At 50.1% G+C, this 18,986-nt stretch carries 22 protein-coding genes; 12 read left to right on the forward strand and 10 right to left on the reverse strand.

Annotated elements, in window-relative coordinates:
• Positions 1–200: 200 nt before the first annotated feature.
• Together IFO68_RS12650 and IFO68_RS12655 are read left to right on the forward strand one after the other, a co-directional pair.
• A complete protein-coding gene (locus IFO68_RS12650; protein ID WP_192016206.1) occupies positions 201–1,127 on the forward strand; it encodes an alpha/beta hydrolase family protein in 927 nt (308 codons plus the stop codon).
• A gap of 123 nt (positions 1,128–1,250) precedes the next feature.
• Complete coding sequence (locus IFO68_RS12655; protein ID WP_192016207.1) at positions 1,251–1,676, forward strand: GNAT family N-acetyltransferase; 426 nt, start codon at positions 1,251–1,253, stop codon at positions 1,674–1,676.
• A gap of 46 nt (positions 1,677–1,722) precedes the next feature.
• On the opposite strand, the gene IFO68_RS12660 is transcribed toward IFO68_RS12655, so the two are convergent.
• Together IFO68_RS12660 and IFO68_RS12665 are read right to left on the reverse strand one after the other, a co-directional pair.
• The gene (locus IFO68_RS12660) at positions 1,723–2,196 is read right to left on the reverse strand and encodes a peroxiredoxin (RefSeq protein WP_161456136.1); all 474 of its coding nucleotides are present in this window, start codon (positions 2,194–2,196) and stop codon (positions 1,723–1,725) included.
• Between the two features lie 325 nt (positions 2,197–2,521).
• Positions 2,522–2,758: an RNA recognition motif domain-containing protein gene (locus IFO68_RS12665; RefSeq protein WP_192016208.1), complete on the reverse strand. Its 237-nt coding sequence runs from the start codon at positions 2,756–2,758 to the stop codon at positions 2,522–2,524.
• Positions 2,759–2,914: 156 nt separating this feature from the next.
• Here IFO68_RS12665 and IFO68_RS12670 point away from each other — a divergent pair, with 156 nt between their 5' ends.
• Positions 2,915–3,133, forward strand: a complete 219-nt coding sequence (locus IFO68_RS12670; RefSeq protein ID WP_192016301.1) for a VF530 family protein — start codon at positions 2,915–2,917, stop codon at positions 3,131–3,133.
• 53 nt (positions 3,134–3,186) lie between these two features.
• Here IFO68_RS12670 and IFO68_RS12675 read toward each other — a convergent pair whose 3' ends face one another.
• Genes IFO68_RS12675 through IFO68_RS12700 form a run of 6 tightly spaced genes read right to left on the reverse strand, consistent with a single transcriptional unit; the run spans position 3,187 to position 9,135 of the window.
• Positions 3,187–4,914: an ABC transporter substrate-binding protein gene (locus IFO68_RS12675; protein ID WP_192016209.1), complete on the reverse strand. Its 1,728-nt coding sequence runs from the start codon at positions 4,912–4,914 to the stop codon at positions 3,187–3,189.
• Positions 4,915–4,936: 22 nt separating this feature from the next.
• Complete coding sequence (locus IFO68_RS12680; RefSeq protein WP_192016210.1) at positions 4,937–5,209, reverse strand: DUF2160 domain-containing protein; 273 nt, start codon at positions 5,207–5,209, stop codon at positions 4,937–4,939.
• Positions 5,210–5,233: 24 nt separating this feature from the next.
• Positions 5,234–6,034 carry a carbohydrate ABC transporter permease gene (locus tag IFO68_RS12685; protein WP_192016211.1) on the reverse strand — a complete coding sequence of 267 codons (801 nt, stop codon included), beginning with the start codon at positions 6,032–6,034 and terminating at the stop codon, positions 5,234–5,236.
• Between the two features lie 2 nt (positions 6,035–6,036).
• Complete coding sequence (locus IFO68_RS12690) at positions 6,037–6,906, reverse strand: carbohydrate ABC transporter permease (RefSeq protein ID WP_192016212.1); 870 nt, start codon at positions 6,904–6,906, stop codon at positions 6,037–6,039.
• The gene (locus tag IFO68_RS12695) at positions 6,896–8,044 is read right to left on the reverse strand and encodes an ABC transporter ATP-binding protein (protein ID WP_192016213.1); all 1,149 of its coding nucleotides are present in this window, start codon (positions 8,042–8,044) and stop codon (positions 6,896–6,898) included. The genes IFO68_RS12690 and IFO68_RS12695 overlap by 11 nt, the downstream gene beginning before the upstream one ends.
• The gene (locus IFO68_RS12700) at positions 8,044–9,135 is read right to left on the reverse strand and encodes an ABC transporter ATP-binding protein (protein WP_192016214.1); all 1,092 of its coding nucleotides are present in this window, start codon (positions 9,133–9,135) and stop codon (positions 8,044–8,046) included. Before IFO68_RS12700 ends, IFO68_RS12695 begins: the two co-directional genes overlap by 1 nt.
• 252 nt (positions 9,136–9,387) lie before the next feature.
• Between IFO68_RS12700 and IFO68_RS12705 the strand changes: the two genes are divergently transcribed.
• From IFO68_RS12705 to IFO68_RS12715, 3 genes are all read left to right on the forward strand, one after another.
• Positions 9,388–11,250 carry a sigma-54-dependent Fis family transcriptional regulator gene (locus IFO68_RS12705; protein WP_192016215.1) on the forward strand — a complete coding sequence of 621 codons (1,863 nt, stop codon included), beginning with the start codon at positions 9,388–9,390 and terminating at the stop codon, positions 11,248–11,250.
• Between the two features lie 63 nt (positions 11,251–11,313).
• Positions 11,314–11,667: a MerR family transcriptional regulator gene (locus tag IFO68_RS12710; RefSeq protein WP_192016216.1), complete on the forward strand. Its 354-nt coding sequence runs from the start codon at positions 11,314–11,316 to the stop codon at positions 11,665–11,667.
• Positions 11,668–11,726: 59 nt separating this feature from the next.
• Complete coding sequence (locus tag IFO68_RS12715; protein ID WP_192016217.1) at positions 11,727–12,302, forward strand: NAD(P)H-dependent oxidoreductase; 576 nt, start codon at positions 11,727–11,729, stop codon at positions 12,300–12,302.
• Between the two features lie 92 nt (positions 12,303–12,394).
• On the opposite strand, the gene IFO68_RS12720 is transcribed toward IFO68_RS12715, so the two are convergent.
• Positions 12,395–13,201, reverse strand: a complete 807-nt coding sequence (locus IFO68_RS12720) for an aminotransferase class IV family protein (protein WP_192016218.1) — start codon at positions 13,199–13,201, stop codon at positions 12,395–12,397.
• A 133-nt stretch (positions 13,202–13,334) separates the two neighbouring features.
• Here IFO68_RS12720 and IFO68_RS12725 point away from each other — a divergent pair, with 133 nt between their 5' ends.
• From IFO68_RS12725 to IFO68_RS12735, 3 genes are all read left to right on the forward strand, one after another.
• A complete protein-coding gene (locus IFO68_RS12725) occupies positions 13,335–14,120 on the forward strand; it encodes a LysR family transcriptional regulator (protein WP_192016219.1) in 786 nt (261 codons plus the stop codon).
• Entirely contained in the window at positions 14,102–14,287 is a 186-nt protein-coding gene (locus IFO68_RS12730; RefSeq protein ID WP_192016220.1) for a hypothetical protein, read from the forward strand. The genes IFO68_RS12725 and IFO68_RS12730 overlap by 19 nt, the downstream gene beginning before the upstream one ends.
• Positions 14,288–14,353: 66 nt before the next feature.
• On the forward strand, positions 14,354–15,076 hold the full coding sequence (locus tag IFO68_RS12735; RefSeq protein ID WP_192016221.1) for an SIMPL domain-containing protein: 723 nt from the start codon (positions 14,354–14,356) through the stop codon (positions 15,074–15,076).
• 44 nt (positions 15,077–15,120) lie between these two features.
• Here IFO68_RS12735 and IFO68_RS12740 read toward each other — a convergent pair whose 3' ends face one another.
• Positions 15,121–15,699, reverse strand: coding sequence for a TetR/AcrR family transcriptional regulator (locus IFO68_RS12740; protein WP_192016222.1), 579 nt, complete (start codon positions 15,697–15,699; stop codon positions 15,121–15,123).
• 108 nt (positions 15,700–15,807) lie between these two features.
• Here IFO68_RS12740 and IFO68_RS12745 point away from each other — a divergent pair, with 108 nt between their 5' ends.
• From IFO68_RS12745 to IFO68_RS12755, 3 genes are all read left to right on the forward strand, one after another.
• Positions 15,808–16,263, forward strand: coding sequence for an HPP family protein (locus IFO68_RS12745; protein WP_192016223.1), 456 nt, complete (start codon positions 15,808–15,810; stop codon positions 16,261–16,263).
• A gap of 129 nt (positions 16,264–16,392) precedes the next feature.
• Positions 16,393–17,730, forward strand: a complete 1,338-nt coding sequence (locus IFO68_RS22075; protein ID WP_336510274.1) for an iron-containing redox enzyme family protein — start codon at positions 16,393–16,395, stop codon at positions 17,728–17,730.
• Positions 17,730–18,977, forward strand: coding sequence for an MFS transporter (locus IFO68_RS12755; protein ID WP_192016224.1), 1,248 nt, complete (start codon positions 17,730–17,732; stop codon positions 18,975–18,977). The genes IFO68_RS22075 and IFO68_RS12755 overlap by 1 nt, the downstream gene beginning before the upstream one ends.
• Positions 18,978–18,986 lie beyond the last annotated feature (9 nt).

Here is an 18,986-nt window from a genome sequence, read left to right on the forward strand (position 1 = left end):
TGAAATCATTTGTGTTGCGGCATGGGTTCAGAGGTCGCCATGATTTAAACGGCAGTCATGTTTCGCAATCGTCCTTCACGGGTCACAGCACGAGCTGACCTGATAGAAAAATGCAGACTATGTGTGATGTTGCATTTTATTGGGAACAATATGTCAAAAGCGTTATCCAAGAAGATGATTGGATCACAGGAGATAAATGGATGTTAAAGCGCTTATTGTTAACGGTGGCTACTGTCTTTTCAGTGGCGTCCTTGCCGGCTTTGTCAATGGTGACGGAAGCGGTTAAACGGAGTGATGGTTCGGAGATTACCTATTATCTGACCGGGCGTGGCAGCGACAGTTTGCTGGTGCTGGTTCAGGGTTCAGACTGCAACAGTGTTTTTCATAATAAAAATATCAATGAAAATTTTAGCCAGGTGATGGCAGGTGCCGACATTCTGACGGTAGAAAAATACGGGATTGATAACGGGTTGAGCTGGAATACCGATCCGCAGCGGACGGACTGTCCTGACGCCTATCTGAAACAGGATTCTCCGTTACAACGGGTGGATGATTACCTGGCGGTGCTGGATAAACTGGATCAGGACAATCGTTATGCCCAGATTATCTTGCTGGGGGGCAGTGAAGGGGCGTTGGTGGCGAATCTGCTGGCCGCGAAGAGTGACAAAGTGACCGCTGTGGTAGCGCTGAATGGCGGTGGGCGCTTTTTCATTGATGACGTGCTCTATAATATGCAGTCCCAGATGCCAGCGCAGGCTTTCAGCGAAGCGGAAAAAGGGTTCAGACAGTTTTCTGAAGCCGTGATACAGAGTAACGAGATGGACATTGCTGTCAGTGGGCACGGTTTTCCATGGTGGAAAGCCATGCTGACTGCCGACCAGCAGCAGATACTGCAAGCGATTGATGTGCCTGTGCTTTTGATTCAGTCGGAAGAGGATACCAACGTGAGCCCGTATGCGTTTGACACCATGGTCAGGGCATTAAAGAAAACCGCCCCCCATATCCAACCTCATACCTATGCTGGCCTTGATCATGCTTTCAATGATGCACAGGGCCAGAGCCAGGTTGAACGTGTGCTGGCCGATATCAAAGTCTGGATTGATGGCAGGGTGCAATCAGTGAACTAAAGCGCACAGCCTTATGGTTAGCGCGATTAACTGGCTATGGATAAAATCATTGTGCAGGTGCGATTGAAAACGCTATAAACAGACAACGACATCAAGATCTGAACAGGAAGTCACAGGAACCCGATGAAAGTACATTTTTTTGAAGATAATCAGGATCAACCCTCAGTGCTGGATGTTTTGCGCCAGTTGCGGCCGCAGTACGACAGAGCCGCTTTGCTGGCGCAGATCACCCGGCAGATGGCGCAGGGCTATCAGGTGGTTTACGTCAAATCGGGCGATCAGGTGATGGGTGTGGCAGGGTTTGTAGTGTCAGATAAGCTGGCCTGGGGCAAAGCCATTTATATTGATGACCTGGTGACGGCTGAGCAACACCGCAGCAAGGGGGTCGGAGAATGTTTGATTGACTGGTTTAAAGTGTACGCAAAAGAGCAGGGGTGCCAGCAACTGCATCTGGACTCGGGCGTGCAGCGTTTTGCGGCGCATAAGTTCTATTTACGGGAAGGGTTTCACATTGCCAGCCATCATTTTTCGATGACAGAGATAAAGTAAAGCCGAGAACAACGGAAGCTTTCGCTTCCGTTGTGTTTTTCTGAAATTACAGGCTTGCCAGAATGGTTTCTGCCTTGCTGACTTCAAATTCTTTTGGTGCTTCTACGTTCAGCTGTGTGACAACACCGTTGTCGATGATCATCGCATAGCGTTGCGAGCGCAGGCCGCCGAACTTCGCGGTGTCCATCTCCAGGCCCAGCGCTTTGGTGAAACTGCCGTCACCGTCTGCCAGCATCATAATTTCTGAAGCATTTTGTGCTTCGCCCCAGGCTTGCATCACAAAGGCATCGTTGACTGACACGCAGGCAATGATATCCACGCCTTTGGCTTTCAGCTGATCAGCCAGCACAACATAACCTGGCAGGTGAGATTCCGAGCAAGTCGGCGTGAAGGCGCCGGGAACCGCAAACAACACCACTTTCTTGCCTGCAAACAGTTCTGCAACGTCATGGTTGACCATGCCGTCTTTGGTCAGTTCACCCAGGGTAGCGGCTGGCAGAGTCTGGCCTTGTTGAATCATGGTATTTTCCTTTAGCAATGAGAGTTCAACTCAGTCTAGTCTGATTTGATATGAATAAACACAGATAAATCCTACGGGATTCAGGCTACTATTTTCAGCCTGATCAAAAATATAGGCAAAGATGACAGACCAAAGATGACAGACAGAGAAGGCTTATCGACAGAGCAGTTAAATGGCATTGCTTTGAAGGTTCAAAAATATTTTCTTCAAGGGTGCCTGAGGAGGTGAATATCGGTATGTGTTGCTTATCTGTGCGTTGATTGTCTGGAAGCAGAAATGAAACAGCCAGAAAAGGGGCTTCTTTTCTGGCTATCGGATAACTGATTTAGTGAGCTTTTTTCACCCGAATTTTGCTTTTGGCAAGCGATGTCATGTTCAGGCTGGTTATTGCTGCTTTGGCTTGATCCTGATCCGGCATTTCGACGAAAGCGAAGCCTTTGGAATGGCCGGTTTCCTGATCTAACACCAAAGTGCACTCTGTGACTTTGCCGTGTTCAGAAAACAATTTACGGATGTCTTGTTCAGTGGTTGAACGAGAAAGGTTACGAACTAAAAGTTTCATGATGGGTCGTTTTATTTGAAATGACCGCGGCATTCTCTCAGCTTACCGACCAGAGTGAAAGTAATACTTTGGGGCGGATGCATTGTCTCCATGCCGGATGGCGAAATATTCTGTATACTCTTCCCCGTTACCAACACTGCCACCGAAGAAAAGCTTATGACCCGCGAACAACCGAATAACCCCCTGCACGGCCTGACTCTGGAAAAAATCTTAACCCAATTGGTTGATCATTATGGGTGGATGATTCTGGCGTGCGAAATCGATATTAACTGTTTTAAAAATGACCCTTCCATTAAATCGTCACTGAAGTTTTTACGCAAAACGGACTGGGCGAGAGCAAAAGTGGAAAAGTTATATATTTCAACGTTCAGCTGATTGCAACATCAGGGAGGCATTATGCCTCCCTGATGGTTTCTGTTACCTGCTCGTCACTGCTGCCAGGATTTCAGCAGCTCAGCGTATTTAATGGTCACGCCTTTGGGCTTCTCGTTAGCCAGCTTGGCTTTCGGTGCGCCGGGTTGGGCCAGCCAGTAGGCGGCATCTCTTGGCTTATTGAGTTTAGGGCCACATTCCCCCTGCACATTGGCACGTTCCAGACGTTCCAGCACGCGATCCTGTGCGGTTGCCAGCCCGTCCAGTGCCTGCTGCGGGGTTTTCTCGCCGTTCGCGGCTTCGGCTATGTACTGCCACCAGAGCTGAGCCAGCTTCGGATAGTCAGGCACATTGGTGCCGGTTGGCGTCCACTGAACCCGTGCCGGGCTGCGGTAGAATTCAACCAGGCCACCCAGCTTAGGCGCCGCTTCTGTCATGATGTCAGAGTTGATGTCTGACTCACGAATCGGGGTCAGGCCGACCAGGGTTTTCTTCAGCGACACGGTTTTCGCTACGGTGAACTGCGCATATAACCAGGCGGCTTTGCGGCGCTCGGGATCGGTGGCTTTCATCAGCGTCCATGAACCGGCATCCTGATAGCCCAGTTTCATCCCTTCTTCCCAGTAGGGGCCTTTGGGCGATGGGGCCATACGCCATTTAGGCGTGCCATCCGGATTCACCACTTCCAGCCCGGGTTTAGTCATATCGGCCGTGAAAGCGGTGTACCAGAAAATTTGCTGAGCGATATTGCCTTGTGCGGGAACGGGACCGGCTTCAGAGAAGGTCATGCCCTGGGCTTCTGCGGGCGCGTACTTGTTCAGCCATTCGACGTACTTGGTGGTGGCATAGACAGCTGCCGGGCCATTGGTAGCACCGCCCCGCTCGACGCCGGAGCCAACCGGACGACAGCCTTCCACCCGAATGCCCCATTCGTCCACGGGTTTACCGTTCGGCAACCCTTTATCCCCCGCGCCCGCCATGGAGAACCAGGCATCGGTGAAGCGCCAGCCAAGCGACGGATCTTTTTTACCGTAATCCATGTGGCCGTAAACGCGTTTGCCGTCGATTTCTTTCACATGCTCGGTAAAGAATTCAGCAATGTCTTCATAGGCAGACCAGTTAACCGGCACACCTAAGTCGTAATCGTAGATCTCTTTAAACTGTTTTTGCAGGTCTTCGCGTTCAAACCAGTCGGCCCGGAACCAGTACAGGTTGGCAAATTGCTGATCGGGAAGCTGATAAACCTTGCCGTCCGGCCCTGTGGTAAAGCTCAGGCCGATAAAATCGTCCAGATCCAGCGTGGGCAGGGTAACGTCTTTCCCTTCCCCTGTGATGTAATCGCTGATCGGAATGACCTTGCCGTAGCGAAAGTGGGTACCAATCAGATCGGAATCATTGATATAGGCGTCGTAGATACTGCGGTTCGACTGCATTTCGGTCTGCAGTTTTTCCACCACATCCCCTTCCTGAATCAAATCATGGGTCACCTTGATGCCGGTGATTTCCTCAAAGGCTTTTGCCAGCACTTTTGATTCATACTCGTGGGTGGTGATGGTTTCAGAAACCACTTTGATTTCCATGCCGCGGAAGGGTTTGGCGGCTTCAGTAAACCAGGCCAGCTCTTTCATCTGGTCGTCTTTGCTGAGCGACGACTGCGCAAACTCATCGTCAATCCATTTCTTCGCCGCATCGCTGTATTGATCAGCCAGTGCTGCCGGCGAAAGCAACAAGCTGATGATCAGTCCTAATGTAGTCGGTTTAGGTACAAAGCGTGTCCGGTTCATGCGTGAACTCCTTAGTCTTGTATTATCCCCAACGCAGCAAAATGGCCAGCCATAACACAGATAACGTAAAAGGTATCCATATCGACAGGTCAGTGATGCCAAGGAAGAGCAGGTGTATATAGGCACTGCTGAGCAGGCCGATAAACAGTCGATCTCCCCGGGTTGTGCTGATGGGCAAAAAGCCTTTGCGTTCAACACAAGGTTTGAGGATTTCGAAGACGGTCATCGTCAGCAAAATGCCGGCGATAGAAATAAAGAACAGTGCGCTGGGCAGGGTCCAGGCCATCCAATTCATTATGATCTCCTTTCCGGTATCATGCTAAACACGGCCAAGGGCAAAGCCTTTGGCAACATGGTTGCGAACAAACCAAATCACCAGCAATCCGGGAATGATCGTGAGTACGCCGGCCGCGGCAAGCACGCCCCAGTCAATGCCGGAGGCACTGACAGTACGGGTCATGGTGGCGACAATCGGCTTGGCATTAACGGATGTCAGGGTGCGGGCCAGCAGCAGTTCGACCCAACTGAACATGAAACAGAAGAAAGCGGTGACCCCTATGCCTGAGCGGATCATGGGCAGAAAAATACGGATGAAAAAGCGCGGAAAGCTGTAGCCGTCAATGTAAGCCGTTTCGTCAATCTCTTTCGGTACGCCCGACATAAAGCCTTCCAGAATCCACACCGCCAGCGGCACGTTGAACAGGCAGTGCGCCAGTGCAACGGCAATGTGGGTGTCGAACAGCCCGACAGAGGAATAAAGCTGAAAGAAAGGCAGCAGGAACACCGCCGGCGGCGACATACGGTTGGTGAGCAGCCAGAAGAACATGTGCTTGTCGCCAATAAACCGGTAGCGCGAAAAGGCATAGGCGGCAGGCAGGGCGACCAGCAAAGAAATCACGGTATTCATCGAGACATAAGTCAGCGAATTGATATAACCGCTGTACCAGGAGGGATCGGTAAAGATCACTTTATAATTGGCCAGTGTAAATTCAGTCGGCCAGAAGGTCAGTCCGCCGAGAATCTCCTCATTGGTTTTGAATGACATCATCAGCAGCCAGTAAATCGGCAGCAGTAAAAACAGGATGTACAGCAGCAAAATGAGCGTTTTACGCTTGTGCATGATTATTTCTCCTTATCCATGGCTGTCATTGAGGTGTAGAACAGCCAGCACACCAGCAGGATGATCAGGAAATAGATGATGGAGAACGCCGCGGCAGGGCCAATATCAAACTGACCTACCGCCATTTTGGTCAGGGTTTGCGACAGGAAAGTGGTGGCGTTGCCGGGGCCGCCGCCGGTCAGTACAAAAGGCTCGGTGTAAATCATGAAGCTGTCCATAAAGCGCAGCAGTACACCTATCAGCAGCACATTTTTCAGCTTGGGCAATTGTATATAGCGGAAAACCGCCCAGTTGGAGGCCCGGTCTATTTTGGCGGCCTGATAATAGACATCGGGAATGGCGCGTAAACCGGAATAGCACAGCAGCGCGACCAGTGAGGTCCAGTGCCAGACGTCCATCACCAGCACTGTGACCCAGGCATCGACAGGGTTGGATGCATAGTTGTAGTCAACCCCGATATTGCTCAGAAACCAGCCGAGCAGACCGATGTCAGCCCGGCCAAATATTTGCCAGATGGTGCCGACCACGTTCCAGGGGATCAGCAGCGGAATCGCGAGCACTATCAGTACCAGTGACGCTTTGACCCCTTTGCTCGGCATAGTGAGCGCGACGAGAATACCGAGCGGAATTTCGATCAGCAGCACGCAGGCTGAATAGATAAACTGACGCAGCAGCGAATCATGCAGGCGCGAGTCATTGAGAATTTCTTTGTACCATTCGCTGCCAACGAAATAGGCGGTGTTCTGATCGAAAATATCCTGTATCGAGTAATTCACCACTGTCATTAAGGGAATGATGGCGGAAAAGGCCACCAGCAGAAAAACGGGTAATACCAGCCACCATGCTTTGTTATTGTCGGTTTTATGCTGCATTGTCGCCACCTCCCAGGTCGTCTTTACCACCGTTTTCACTGTCTTCGCCGACCAGATACTCATCGATATACAGCTTCAGCCATCGGCTGGGAAAATTGATCCAGCCTTGGTGCGCTGGTACTGGCGAGCCTTCGGCAAGCCGGATTTTGACCGGGGTATCTGCCAGCATGACGGTGACGATTTTGTAGGTGCCAAGATCTTCGGTATGAGTGACAGTGGCGGCGAAACCGGCCTCTTTTTGTGTGTCCCGCAATTGAACAAATTCAGGGCGTATCCCGACTTTGATGTTCTCTGACTGGGTGTGAGCCAGGGCGAGTTGCTGGCTGGCGCTCAGGGCAATCGGTAACCCGTTGAAAGCCACCTCTGTGGGCTCTTTGCTTCTTGTTACCGGCAGTAAATTCATGCCGGGGCTGCCGATAAAGTAACCGACAAAGGTATGGTTAGGCTGCTCAAACAGTTCGCGTGGCGTACCAAACTGGACAATGGCGCCGTCGTACATCACGGCAATTTTGTCGGCAAAAGTGGCTGCTTCCAGCTGATCATGGGTGACATAGACCATAGTGATATTGAACTGCTCATGGATTTGCTTGAGCTTTCGTCTCAGCTTCCATTTCAGGTGAGGGTCTATCACGGTCAGCGGCTCGTCAAACAAAATGGCCGAGACATCATCACGAACCAGGCCTCGTCCCATCGACACTTTCTGCTTTTCATCGGCATTGAGGTTACGGGCTTTTTTGTCGAGCACTGGTGTCAGTTCGAGAATATCGGCAATTTCCTGCACTTTACTGCGGATTTTTGCTGCCGGTGTTTTCATGTTTCGCAGCGGGAAGGCCAGGTTGTCAAACACTGTCATGGTGTCGTATATGACAGGGAACTGGAAAACCTGGGCGATATTACGCTCCTGAGGCGCCAGCCCGTTCACCGTCTGACCGTTAAACTTTACCGCCCCTTCCGAGGGCGTCAGCAGGCCGGAAATAATGTTCAGCATGGTGCTTTTTCCGCAGCCGGACGGGCCGAGCAATGCAAAGGCACCGCCGTCTTCCCAGACATGATTCATACGGCGAATGGCGTAATCCGCATCGCTGGCAGGGTGCGCTGAGTAACTGTGCGCCAATGATTCCAGACGAATTTCTGCCATTACTGTTTCTCCCAGCCTGAACGGGCAGCCTGTATCAGCTGCCGTTCTTTTGAAAACACATAAAGCTTATGGGTGGGCACATAAATATTGATACGGCTGTCGACTGCGTACTCATGCACGCCGGGGAGATGCAGCACCATAGCCAGTTCCCGGTTGGACACATGGAGAAAAGTTTCACTGCCGCTGATTTCGGCCAGCTCGACATCCACCGCCAGCTCAAGATCGTCATCGTTGTTCGGCACTAAGGTGAGGTGATTCGGCCGGATGCCGAAGACATAGTGATCGGGTGGCAGATCGCTTAAATCATCGTTCAGGGCAAAGTGGACGTGTTCGGAAAATGACACATTATCCGCGCTGATTTGCCCTTTGATCAGGTTGATCGGTGGTTCGCCAAACAGCTCGGCGCAGGTCACACTGGCCGGGTTGTGGTAGACCTCAGAGGTCTGCCCCGACTGAATGATCTCTCCCTCATGCATGAGCACCACATTACCGCCCAGGGCGAGGGCTTCGTTGGGTTCGGTGGTGGCATAAACAGCTATAGTATTTCGGGAGGCAAACAGCTCTCTCATTTCCTGCCTTAACTCTTCGCGCAATTTGTAATCGAGATTGACCAGAGGTTCGTCGAACAAAATGATATCGGCATCTTTCACCAGTGCGCGGGCCATGGCGGTACGCTGTTGCTGACCGCCTGATAATTCAAGCGGGTAGCGTTTGAGGAAATCTTCAATGTGCAGCATCTTTGCGGTCTGCATAACACGTTCATCAATCTGTGCTTTTGGCAGTTTTTCCAGTTGCAGCGGAGAGGCGATATTTTCGTAAACCGTGAGATTGGGATAGTTAATGAACTGCTGGTACACCATGGAGATATTGCGTTCACGGACCGGAAGTCCCGTCACATCGCGGCCATTGAAAGAAATGCTCCCCGTCGTGGGTTTATCTAAACCTGCAATTAAGCGCATCAGAGAGGTTTTTCCAGCCAGCGTGCGGCCCAGTAATACATTAAAGGAGCCGGGCTCAAGCATCAGGCTGGCAGTTTTTATCCAATCTAGCCCGTCTACCGTGCGGGTGATTTTGTCCAATATGAGCGACATGTCCGTTCTGGCTCCCTGTGTGTGACTCATCAGCACTACGCTAAAAACATGCCACCTTTATTTAACATCCTTGAGCATTGACTATCTTTATGATTCACAGGGTATTTTGTCTTTACTGCCTTGTTTGTTATTCGTTAACAACATGTTGGATATGTTGATTGTTAACATTGTGTGAACAATAGTTAACGTTCAGGAATGTGTGTTTGGACTGGCTGCGGCCAAATAGCAATGAGAGTGGAAGCAAAGGTCGACATGGATAACAGATTGCAAAGCGATGATCGCCTTGTCTGCGAATCCTGGCAGCGTTGCCGGGATTACGGATTGGACAGTCACCAGACCCCTGAATTAACCCTTGCGAGCCCCTTGCACTGGCAGCAGAAACGACAGCTGGCAGAGGTGATGGTATCTGTCACCCGCGAGAAAGTGTTACCCGGTTTTCAGAGCATGCTCGCCAACAGCAGCAGTTTAGTCATCCTCACTGATCATGAGGGGTATTTGCTGGAGCGTTGGGGGAATCCGTCTTTCATGCAGCAAATGGCACCGGCATTATTTGAACCCGGAGCCTGCTGGCAGGAGAAAGTGATAGGCACTAATGCGATTGGCACAGCCTTGCACACGCAGCAGATTACCGACATCCGCCGTGATGAGCATTTCCTGCTGCAAAACCGTTTTATGAATGCTTCGGCATCGCCCATTGTTGATCCGCATCGTCAGATTGTGGGAGTACTTAACGTCTCCAGCGATGCTTACCTGCCAACGACCCAGGTACATGGCATGGTGAAAGTCATGTCCCAGGCGATTGAAAATCAGCTGATTCTTGCCGCTTATGGCCAGCACTTCTGGCAATTTGTCTTCAATACCAGTCCTGATAATCTGGGCAGTCAGTGGGCCGGACTGCTGGTGTTTGATTTTCAGGGGCAAATTGTGTCAGCCAACCGCCGGGCTGATTTGTTGTTAGGTAAGCCATTGGCTGGCATCACCATAGACATGGTGGCCGGTATGTCCCTGCAGGCGCTGATGGCAACACAGCAGGACGCCACACTGACATTCAGCGGGCTGACGTCTTTTCCGCTGTTTGCCCGGATAAACGCCCCGGCTGAACCGTCTGTTACTGCGCCCTCTGGCATTGTCTTTCCCCGCCATGCAGCCCGGGAAACACCACAGTGTGAGCCCTCACTGACGGATCTGGATACGGGCGATAAGCAAATGGCAAAAGCCGTTCATCAGGCGATGAGTGTGCTCAACAGTGATATTCCCTTATTGATACACGGCGAAACCGGCGTGGGAAAAGAGCGTTTTGTGCGCGCTTTTCATGCCTCTTCGCATCGGGCAGCGTTTGAGATGGTGGCAGTCAACTGTGCCGCCATTCCTTCTGAGCTGGTGGAATCCGAGTTGTTTGGCTATGTCAAAGGGGCTTTTACCGGAGCCAACCCCAAAGGCAGCATGGGCCTGATCCGTTGTGCCGATAAAGGCACGCTGTTTCTGGATGAAATCGGTGATATGCCGCTGCCGACTCAGGCCAGGCTGCTGCGTGTGCTGCAAGAAAAACGGGTAACGCCTTTAGGCAGCAGTGAAAGCTATCCGGTGGATTTTCAGCTGGTCTGCGCCACGCATCAGTCACTGCGTGATGAGATAAAAGCCAGACAGTTCCGGGAAGATTTATATTACCGGATCAACGGCCTGACTGTGGCTCTGCCTGCTCTTCGTGACAGACAGGATATGGCGCAGCTTGTACTGTCTGTGCTTGATGAAGTCTGCGACGGTGATCGCCATGTCACTGTCAGTGACGAGGTCATGCAGCTGTTCGATTCGCACAACTGGCCAGGCAATATCCGCCAGTTACACAATGTACTGCGGGTCGCTACTGTGCTGGCGGCAGGTAAGGTGATTGAGCCCCAGCATTTGCCGGATGATTTCTTCTGGGATCTCAAAGGGATCGCCCGCATCGCCGACGACATTGATGACGAACTGCTGGAAGAAGACTGGCAGACCGCGTTGCCGAAAGTGTACATGGCGCTGGGCCGCAATGTGAGTAAAACCGCGGAAGCAATGAGCGTGAGCCGAAATACTGTCTATAAACGCTTGAAGCAACTGGGCTTGTGGCATGATGGCTGATCAGCATCAGTCCTGTAATTACAGTATGATTGTGGCTGTCAGTTTTTAAGCAGGGTAAATAACATGTACATCGGCGCGGTATCCAAGCGGGCAGGATTGTCAGTCAAGGCCATCAGGTTGTATGAAGACATGGGCCTGATTCGCGTTCCGCTTCGTCAGGGTAATTACAGGGTATATACCGAGACGGACGTCGAGGTGCTCCAGCTTATCAAAGAGGCCAAGCAACTTGGCGTGACCCTGAACCGGCTGAAAGGCGTGATACGCTACCGGGATGGTGACGTGGACTGGGATCGTATTCATTGTTTCTTGCTTGATGTCAGGCAGCAACTGATGGCAGAGCAAGCATTGCTTGAACAGAAAATAAAACGCGTGGAGCTATGTCTCCGATCTATGGATAGCTGCCCGCAGACGGCTTGACTCTGCCCTATAGGGGAGGCTTTACACTCATGATTGATTCTGGACAACAAGGAAACCTCATGAGCAAAAACATTCTGTTACTGAATGCCAACCCCAAAGCGGAAAGCTTTGCCAAGTGCCTCGCGGATGCGTATGACCTTGAAGCGCGGGAGCACAGTAGCGTGCGTCGTCTGAACCTGTCGGAGATGCACTTCAACCCCAGTCTTGACTCGGGTTACGATGCGGTTCAGCCGCTAGAACCCTGCCTTCAGCATTTCCAGGAATTCCTGCGGTGGGCCGAACATATCGTGATTGTGTCACCTGTGTGGTGGGGCGGGCTACCCGCTAAATTTAAAGGCTTAATTGACCGAACCTTCTTGCCGGGATTTGCTTTTCAATTTGAAGGTGATAACCCGGAGCCGGTGCAGTTGCTGACAGGAAAAACAGCCAGGATCATCCTGACCATGGATGCTCCGCAGGACTTTCTGACGGTACAGGCCGCCCCGGTTCTGGCACAGCTGGATCAGTTTACGCTGCAGTTCAGTGGCGTCAGCGCAGCTGACACCAGCTTGTTCGGCTCGGTGATACTGTCATCAGAATCTGAGCGTGCCGAGTGGATTGCGACAGCGAAAAGATTGGGTTCGCAAGGCGTGTAACAGCGATGTTGAGGTAAAGTGGGCGGGCATTTGCTGCCCGCTATGTTGATGATGTTGCAATCCGCTTTCTAAAAAAAGAAAGTTGCTGGTACTCAGGGCGTGATTAAAGCTTCATTAGCGAATGCGTGGTGTAATAAAGCGATAAAATCACTGGTATCAGAGAAATGCGTTGTATTGATCTTGGAAATCGCGATACCCGGTGTCCAGGAGTTCATGACAGCGGCAGCCTGAAAACAGAGTAAGTTGGTTTCAGTGATATTTTGCTCTTGTTGCGGTATCTGCATTGCGTCCAGCTGACGCTGCACTATCTGCATTGTGGTGCCACGCAACTTTGCCCCCTTGGGCCAGATCACTGCTTCACCGTCCCAGAAGGCGAGATTCCAGATACTCGCTTCAGTTAGCCGGCCCTGGTTATCCGTGAATATGGCGTCATCGAATCCTTGGTTAACTGCTTGACGCATCAAATGGGTTTTTGCAATTTCCCCGACATGCTTAATGGAAGGCAGTATTCGTTCATGAGTAAAGGTTTTCATGGTTAAAGGGCCGTGGGGACCGTCACTGGCTGCAGACTGGCGAATCAGTATGTTTAACCTTGAACTATCCTCTCGGGGAGTAAACTCTCCGCTGTCAGAATACACATAAACCATCAGAGAGCGATTGTTCTCTCCGGACCGTAAGACGTCGCGAATCTGATGAAGAATGGCCTCGTTACTTAACGATTTTCCGAATAAATGGTGCGAGGCGTGTTGCAGGCGTTCAAGGTGCAGGTCGAGTCCCCGAATTTTTCCATTGCGCACTTGCATGGCAGTAAAGTGGGCATGACCAGCAAACGTCAGCGCTGATAATTGAGATCCGGTAGCCAACTGCCCATTGATGACGGCTGTAGCTTGATTTGGCATGAGTTTTCTTGCCTCCATAAGCGTGAGTTTATTGATTGAAAGAAGCTGAACACTGTGAGGAATATTGATTTATTGCGTCGGGAAAGAGAAACAAGTATTACTTGAACCTGCATTTGATAATTTTTGATGATTGATGAACAGTAAATTCATACCGGGAACCAGAGCATTACGGATATTTGTTGCAGCAGGAAAGCATTTACATTTCTCAAAAGCGGCAACAGAAGTCAGCCTTACACCAGCGACAGTGAGTTATCAGATCAAGGAAATGGAAGAACAACTGGGTTTTTCTTTATTTAAAAGAAACAGCCGTTCCATTCAATTAACCCCAGAGGGGAGTATATTGTTTACCGCTGTTTCTGAATCTCTCGATAATATGGAACAGGCACTCGGCTCTGCCAGAAGGATTAACAAGCATAGTTCGCATCTTACTTTGTCAGTCGGCGCCAGATTTGCCACATACTGGCTATTACCTAAACTCGGAGAATTTAAACAATTGAGGCCAGATTTATCGATAACGTTAGACATCACGGATGACGTCAGAGATTTTGGTCGCGATGGTATTGATATGGCCATTCGGTTCGGTAATGGCCGATATCCTGATTGTGTGGCAAATAAGCTATTTGAAACGTCAGTTGTCGCTGTCTGTAGTGCCGAATTTTTAGCAAATCATCAGGATATAAATAAACCGGAAGATCTTCTCGGACTGCCGCTAAGTTATGTCAACTGCACGGTAAATGGGCAAACTTGGCCTGACTGGAAAAGGTGGATGAGCCAGGCAAATGTCAATGCATTCGATAATAGCCAGAGTATTGCGTTCTCTGATCTCAACCTTCAGGATAATGTCACTGTGGGCTTGGTGAACCTAGACTTGTCTCAAACCAGCTATCGCAAGGGTCATTCGTGCAACTGTTTGATCTGACGATGAAACTACCCGATGAGTTTGCGTATTACTTTGTTTATCCGGAAAGCAGTGAGAAAGAAGAAGCAGTGGCTGATTTTTTGAGTTGGTTATTTACTGTCATTGAGAGTCATCAAGGGGAAAATATCGCAGTTGGCGAAGCGAAACATCAGGCCTCTGGAAAGTGAGTCCGTTGTGGTAAAAAAATCCTGTTAAACTCAGTAGATAAACTACCTGAATGCCAAGGAGGCACAATGCAGCAGCGACAAGACAGAATCGGCTTTGCCGTGCTGGGTGTTTGTATATTACTGGGGCTGACTCTGTTGGGCTATTTGCTTGGTCATGCTGCACTGACCTATAAGCAGCTTGACCGCAGTGTGACAGTCAAAGGGTTATCAGAAAGAGAATATCCGGCCGATATCGTGATATGGCCGATACAGTACAATGTCGCGAGTAATGATTTAACGGAGCTGTACCAGATGCTGGATGGCCAGACATCGCAGATCCGATCTTACCTGCGGGGTAATGGCATAGACGTTGATGAGATTTCTGTCTCCACTCCTGCGATCACGGATAAATCTGCCCAGCAATATGGCAGTGATGTGCAGGCGCAGTACCGTTATACCGCGATGCAGACCGTCACTGTGTACTCTACCCATATTGATACGGTACGTAATGTCATGGGATCGCTTTCTGAGCTGGGTAAACAAGGCATCGTTTTTACCGGCGATGCGTATCAAACCCAGACCGAATACCTGTTTACCCGCCTGAACGCCATTAAACCTGAGATGATCGAAGAAGCCACCCGCAATGCCCGTGAAGTGGCGCAGAAATTTGCCTCGGATTCTGACAGCACACTGGGAAAAATCCGAAAAGCGACTCAAGGCCAGTTTTCAATCAGTGCGCGGGATAAAAATAATCCGCACATTAAAAAAATCAGAGTGGTCTCGACCGTCGAGTACTACCTGTCTGATTAAAGAGGCCACGCGCAATACAATACGACGCAGCCGTGTGCTTCTGCTCAGCCTGATTTGCGGATCTGCGTCATTAATACCGGCACACATTTCTCTGCAGCAGCCAGATCTTTACCGACAAATGCCGACACAATCGCGCCCTCTTTCATCAGGCAAATGCTATCCAGCAAGACTTCGTCCGGCGCGTGAAGGTGCTGCTGAATCAGCGCCCGGACTTTGCGTTTGTGCTCGCAACAATAGTCGGTAATTGCGGTATTTTCTTCGCTGAATTCTGCCGATGCATTGATAAAAAAACAGCCGCGAAAAGGGCTTAATGCCGGCACCCTGTCATGGAACCAGTCGCTCAGGCTCCCGAACAGGCAGGTGATCACCTCTTCATCACTGTTTGCCGGCGCTAATTGCTGTTCCAGCCATGTCATAAAAATCTCGTCGCGCGCGGTCAGTGCCGCAAGTATGAGCTCGTCTTTACTGCTGAAGTAGCTGTAGAGCGTTTTCTTTGCTACCCCAGAGACTTTCAGCACTTCGTTGATACCCACAGCATGAATACCCTGGCGGTAAAACAGGGTGAGCGCGGTATCTGTCAGCAGTTGTTTTTTGTCTGTTTTCAATGACCTTGTCGTACTCATGCATCCTCCTCATCTGAAAAGCATCTTGACATAGGTAGACTGACTTGTCTACTCTGGTTTCTCCCAAGTAGACAGATCGGTCTACCAATTGTTAAGAAGGAGTACAAAATGAATCAATACGGTATTGCACTGTTATCCGGACTGGGTGCGGCGGTGGCCATCGGATTATTGTCGCTGGCAGAGAACCTGACCTCGGCCGGACTGTGGCTGATGGCCCCATTCGGCGCGACGGCAGTATTGGTCTTCGGTGTACCGGACAGCCCGTTAGCGCAGCCCAGAAATGTGATAGCCGGTCACTTGTTAACGGCATTCATTGGAGTGTTTTTTGTCAGCTTTGTTGGCGTTACATCCCTGACACTAGCGGTGGCTTCAGGCCTTGCTGTCTCAGCTATGTTGCTGACGAAAACGACACATCCGCCAGCGGGTGCTAATCCACTGTTAATTATGCTGACCGGGCAAACCTGGTCGTTTTTGATAACGCCGGTATTGATTGGTGCCGTTGTCATGGTGCTTGTCGGTCAGATGGTCAATAAAGGTATCTGGCGGTGGAGGCGACAAGCCTGAACGTACCGAAATGTCACTTTTATGGTGAAAAAATGTCTCTTTTTGCGCTATGAAACTGATTCAATGGTTAATAGGATTGAGCCAACTCATTAATCATTCGATTGATAACAATACCTACAGGAATTTGTTGTGTCTGATTCTCTTTCTTACGTGCTGATCAATAGCGTTGAACTGTTCTCGGACTATCAGCAACCGCTGATAGAACTGTTGAAACTCAGTCAGGCTGATGACGCTATTTTAGGCTTCGACACCGGCTTTGATGAACAGAAAGCGAGCCGGTATTTATCTTCACTGGAAAGAGATATCGCCAGTCAGGTGCTGCAAATTCTGATTGGGGTGAAAAACGGCACAGCAGTGGTTTGCTGTTTCTTTAAGAAAAGCCATCAGCAAACCACCAGGCATATTTGTGATCTACAAAAGGGGATGATTCATCCCCATTACCGTAGCCAGGGATTATTGGAACAGACACTGGCTGCGATAGCACAATCGTGCATGTCGCAAGGTGTTGAACTGCTCACACTGGATGTGCGGGGTGGTTCGAAGGCTCATCGAATCTGGAACAAGTGTGGGTTTGAAACGTATGGAATCCTGAATGATTACAGCCGTTATCAGGGGCAGTCATTCGACGGGCATTACATGAAACAACGCACGGTTGATCTCTGGAACCGTTTTAAAACATTCTACAAACAAGGAAGTCAAACTATGTCAGTTGGCGCTGAACTTATTCATAAAAAAGATTTTCGCGAATTAATGCGTGAGACATTAGAAAATCACCTGACCTTAGGTCACCCACTTTTTAAATATCTGCTGGATGAAAATAACCCTAATCCAGATTTATTAAAGTTCACCACTTTGCAGGGCTATCAGCTTACTAAGCACTTTCTGACTTATATTGAGCATCTGTTTTTTCACTGTCCTTTGCCAAAACACAAGCGGGCGCTGTTGCACAACATGTATGAAGAAGAAACCGGCCGGTTATCCAATACTAAAAATCATGTTGAGCTGATGCAGGACTTTATCAAGGCATTAGGCATTTCTGACACTGAACGTGACGCAGCTATTGCACTGCCACAGACTCAGGCACTGATTGATTATCGCTTGATCGCCTGTAAAAACCCGGATTTGTACCACATAGGTGCAGCGGCCGTGATGGTCGCCAGTGAAGGGCAGAACCTGGAAAGTGTGGGAGACGAAGCTCGGCACAATATTCTGGGTAAAGTGTACGACCTGAAAGAAGCTGATTTGCTGTTCTTCTCTGTGCATCAGGAAGAAGATGTCGGCCATGTTCAGCAAGGCCTGGCGCTGCTGGCTGATCTCTGTGATACACCGAAAAAGCAACAGGAAGCCCTTGAGGCGATTAATATCACCTGCGAGCTGTTCTATGGGATGTATCAAGGGGTGTATGAACACTTTGGTTATGACAAAAAAGATCAACAGGTGCAAGCGGAGTCGCTTCAGGAGGCCTGATGGATATATCCCGTAATAAGCAGATAATCGCCATTTCCGTTGGCGTGCTGGTGACCTTTTGGGCGTCCTCGATTAAGGGAAGCTATCAGGTTTACTTCCTGGATTTAGCCAGCATGTGTGGTTTGGGACGGGGTATTTTCTCGTTAACCAGCGCCTTGTTTGGGTTGTCGATTGGCATATTGTCTCCTGTTGTTGGTTGGATATGTGACCGTATCGGCCCGGCGCTGACCATTTTGTCTGGCGCTGTAGTTGCGGTGTTTGTCTATCTGCTGATGGCAGTGTCATTCAACTTCTGGCTGTTCCTGGTGTTGTTCGGCGTGCTGGCGGCTTATGCATTAACGGCGATGACCTTTGTGCCGCTGGCGCTTTTGGTCGACCGTATCTTTGACAGTCAGAACAAAGGCATGGCGTACGCCGCTATTACCAACGGTACAGCAATTGGCTTTATGGTGCTGTCGCCATTCTGGGTGTGGCTGAATACCTTTGTAATCTGGCAAGACATCAGCCTGATCATCTTCGGTGTGTTTGCTGTGGTGATCTTGCCTGCCTGTATCTGGTTATGCCGTGTTTTCCCACGCCGGGAGTTCGTCTCTGAAACAGCTGCCGAGAGCGACGGGGATGATTTGAAATGGCATCAACACCTGAGAAAACCACTGTTTCTGTTACTGGCGCTGTCATTCGGTGGTTGCGGTGCCTCAATGGCTTATGTCGATGTGCATTTGGTTCCTATGTTACAGGAACGTTTTAGCGGGGGAGAAGGGGAGGCCACCATAGTCGCTTCATCGCTGAGCGTGCTGGGTGCAGCAGAACTCATCGGCGCGTTTTTAGTGGGCTATTTACTGCGTTATTCAGCGCCGGCTTTGATGCTGTCTCTGCTTTACGCTGTCCGTGGTGCTTCTATGCTGATTGTGCTCTCAGCAGACAGCTTTCTATTGTGCATGATTTTTGCCGTGCTATTTGGCCTGACCTATATGGGAACAGTAATAGTCACGTCACTCATGTGTCTTAAAGCCTATGGCGAGAAAGTGAAAGGCAAGATTTTTGGCTGCCTGTTTACCGTTCACCAGGTCTTCGTCTTTGGCACGGTATGGCTGGGTGGCCTGTCTTATGATGCGACGCAAAGTTACTCCTTCATCACACTTGCAGTGACTGGGTTGTGTTTTGTCTCTGTCGCAATGGGAATGGTTTTTTACTTCTCTGATGCCTTTAAAGATAAACCGCAATCGCAGGTTGTTACACCATCTTAATCGCCGACT

The sequence above is a fragment of the Photobacterium arenosum genome (genome assembly GCF_014841115.1).
In the GTDB taxonomy this organism is placed as follows: Bacteria; Pseudomonadota; Gammaproteobacteria; order Enterobacterales; family Vibrionaceae; genus Photobacterium; species Photobacterium arenosum.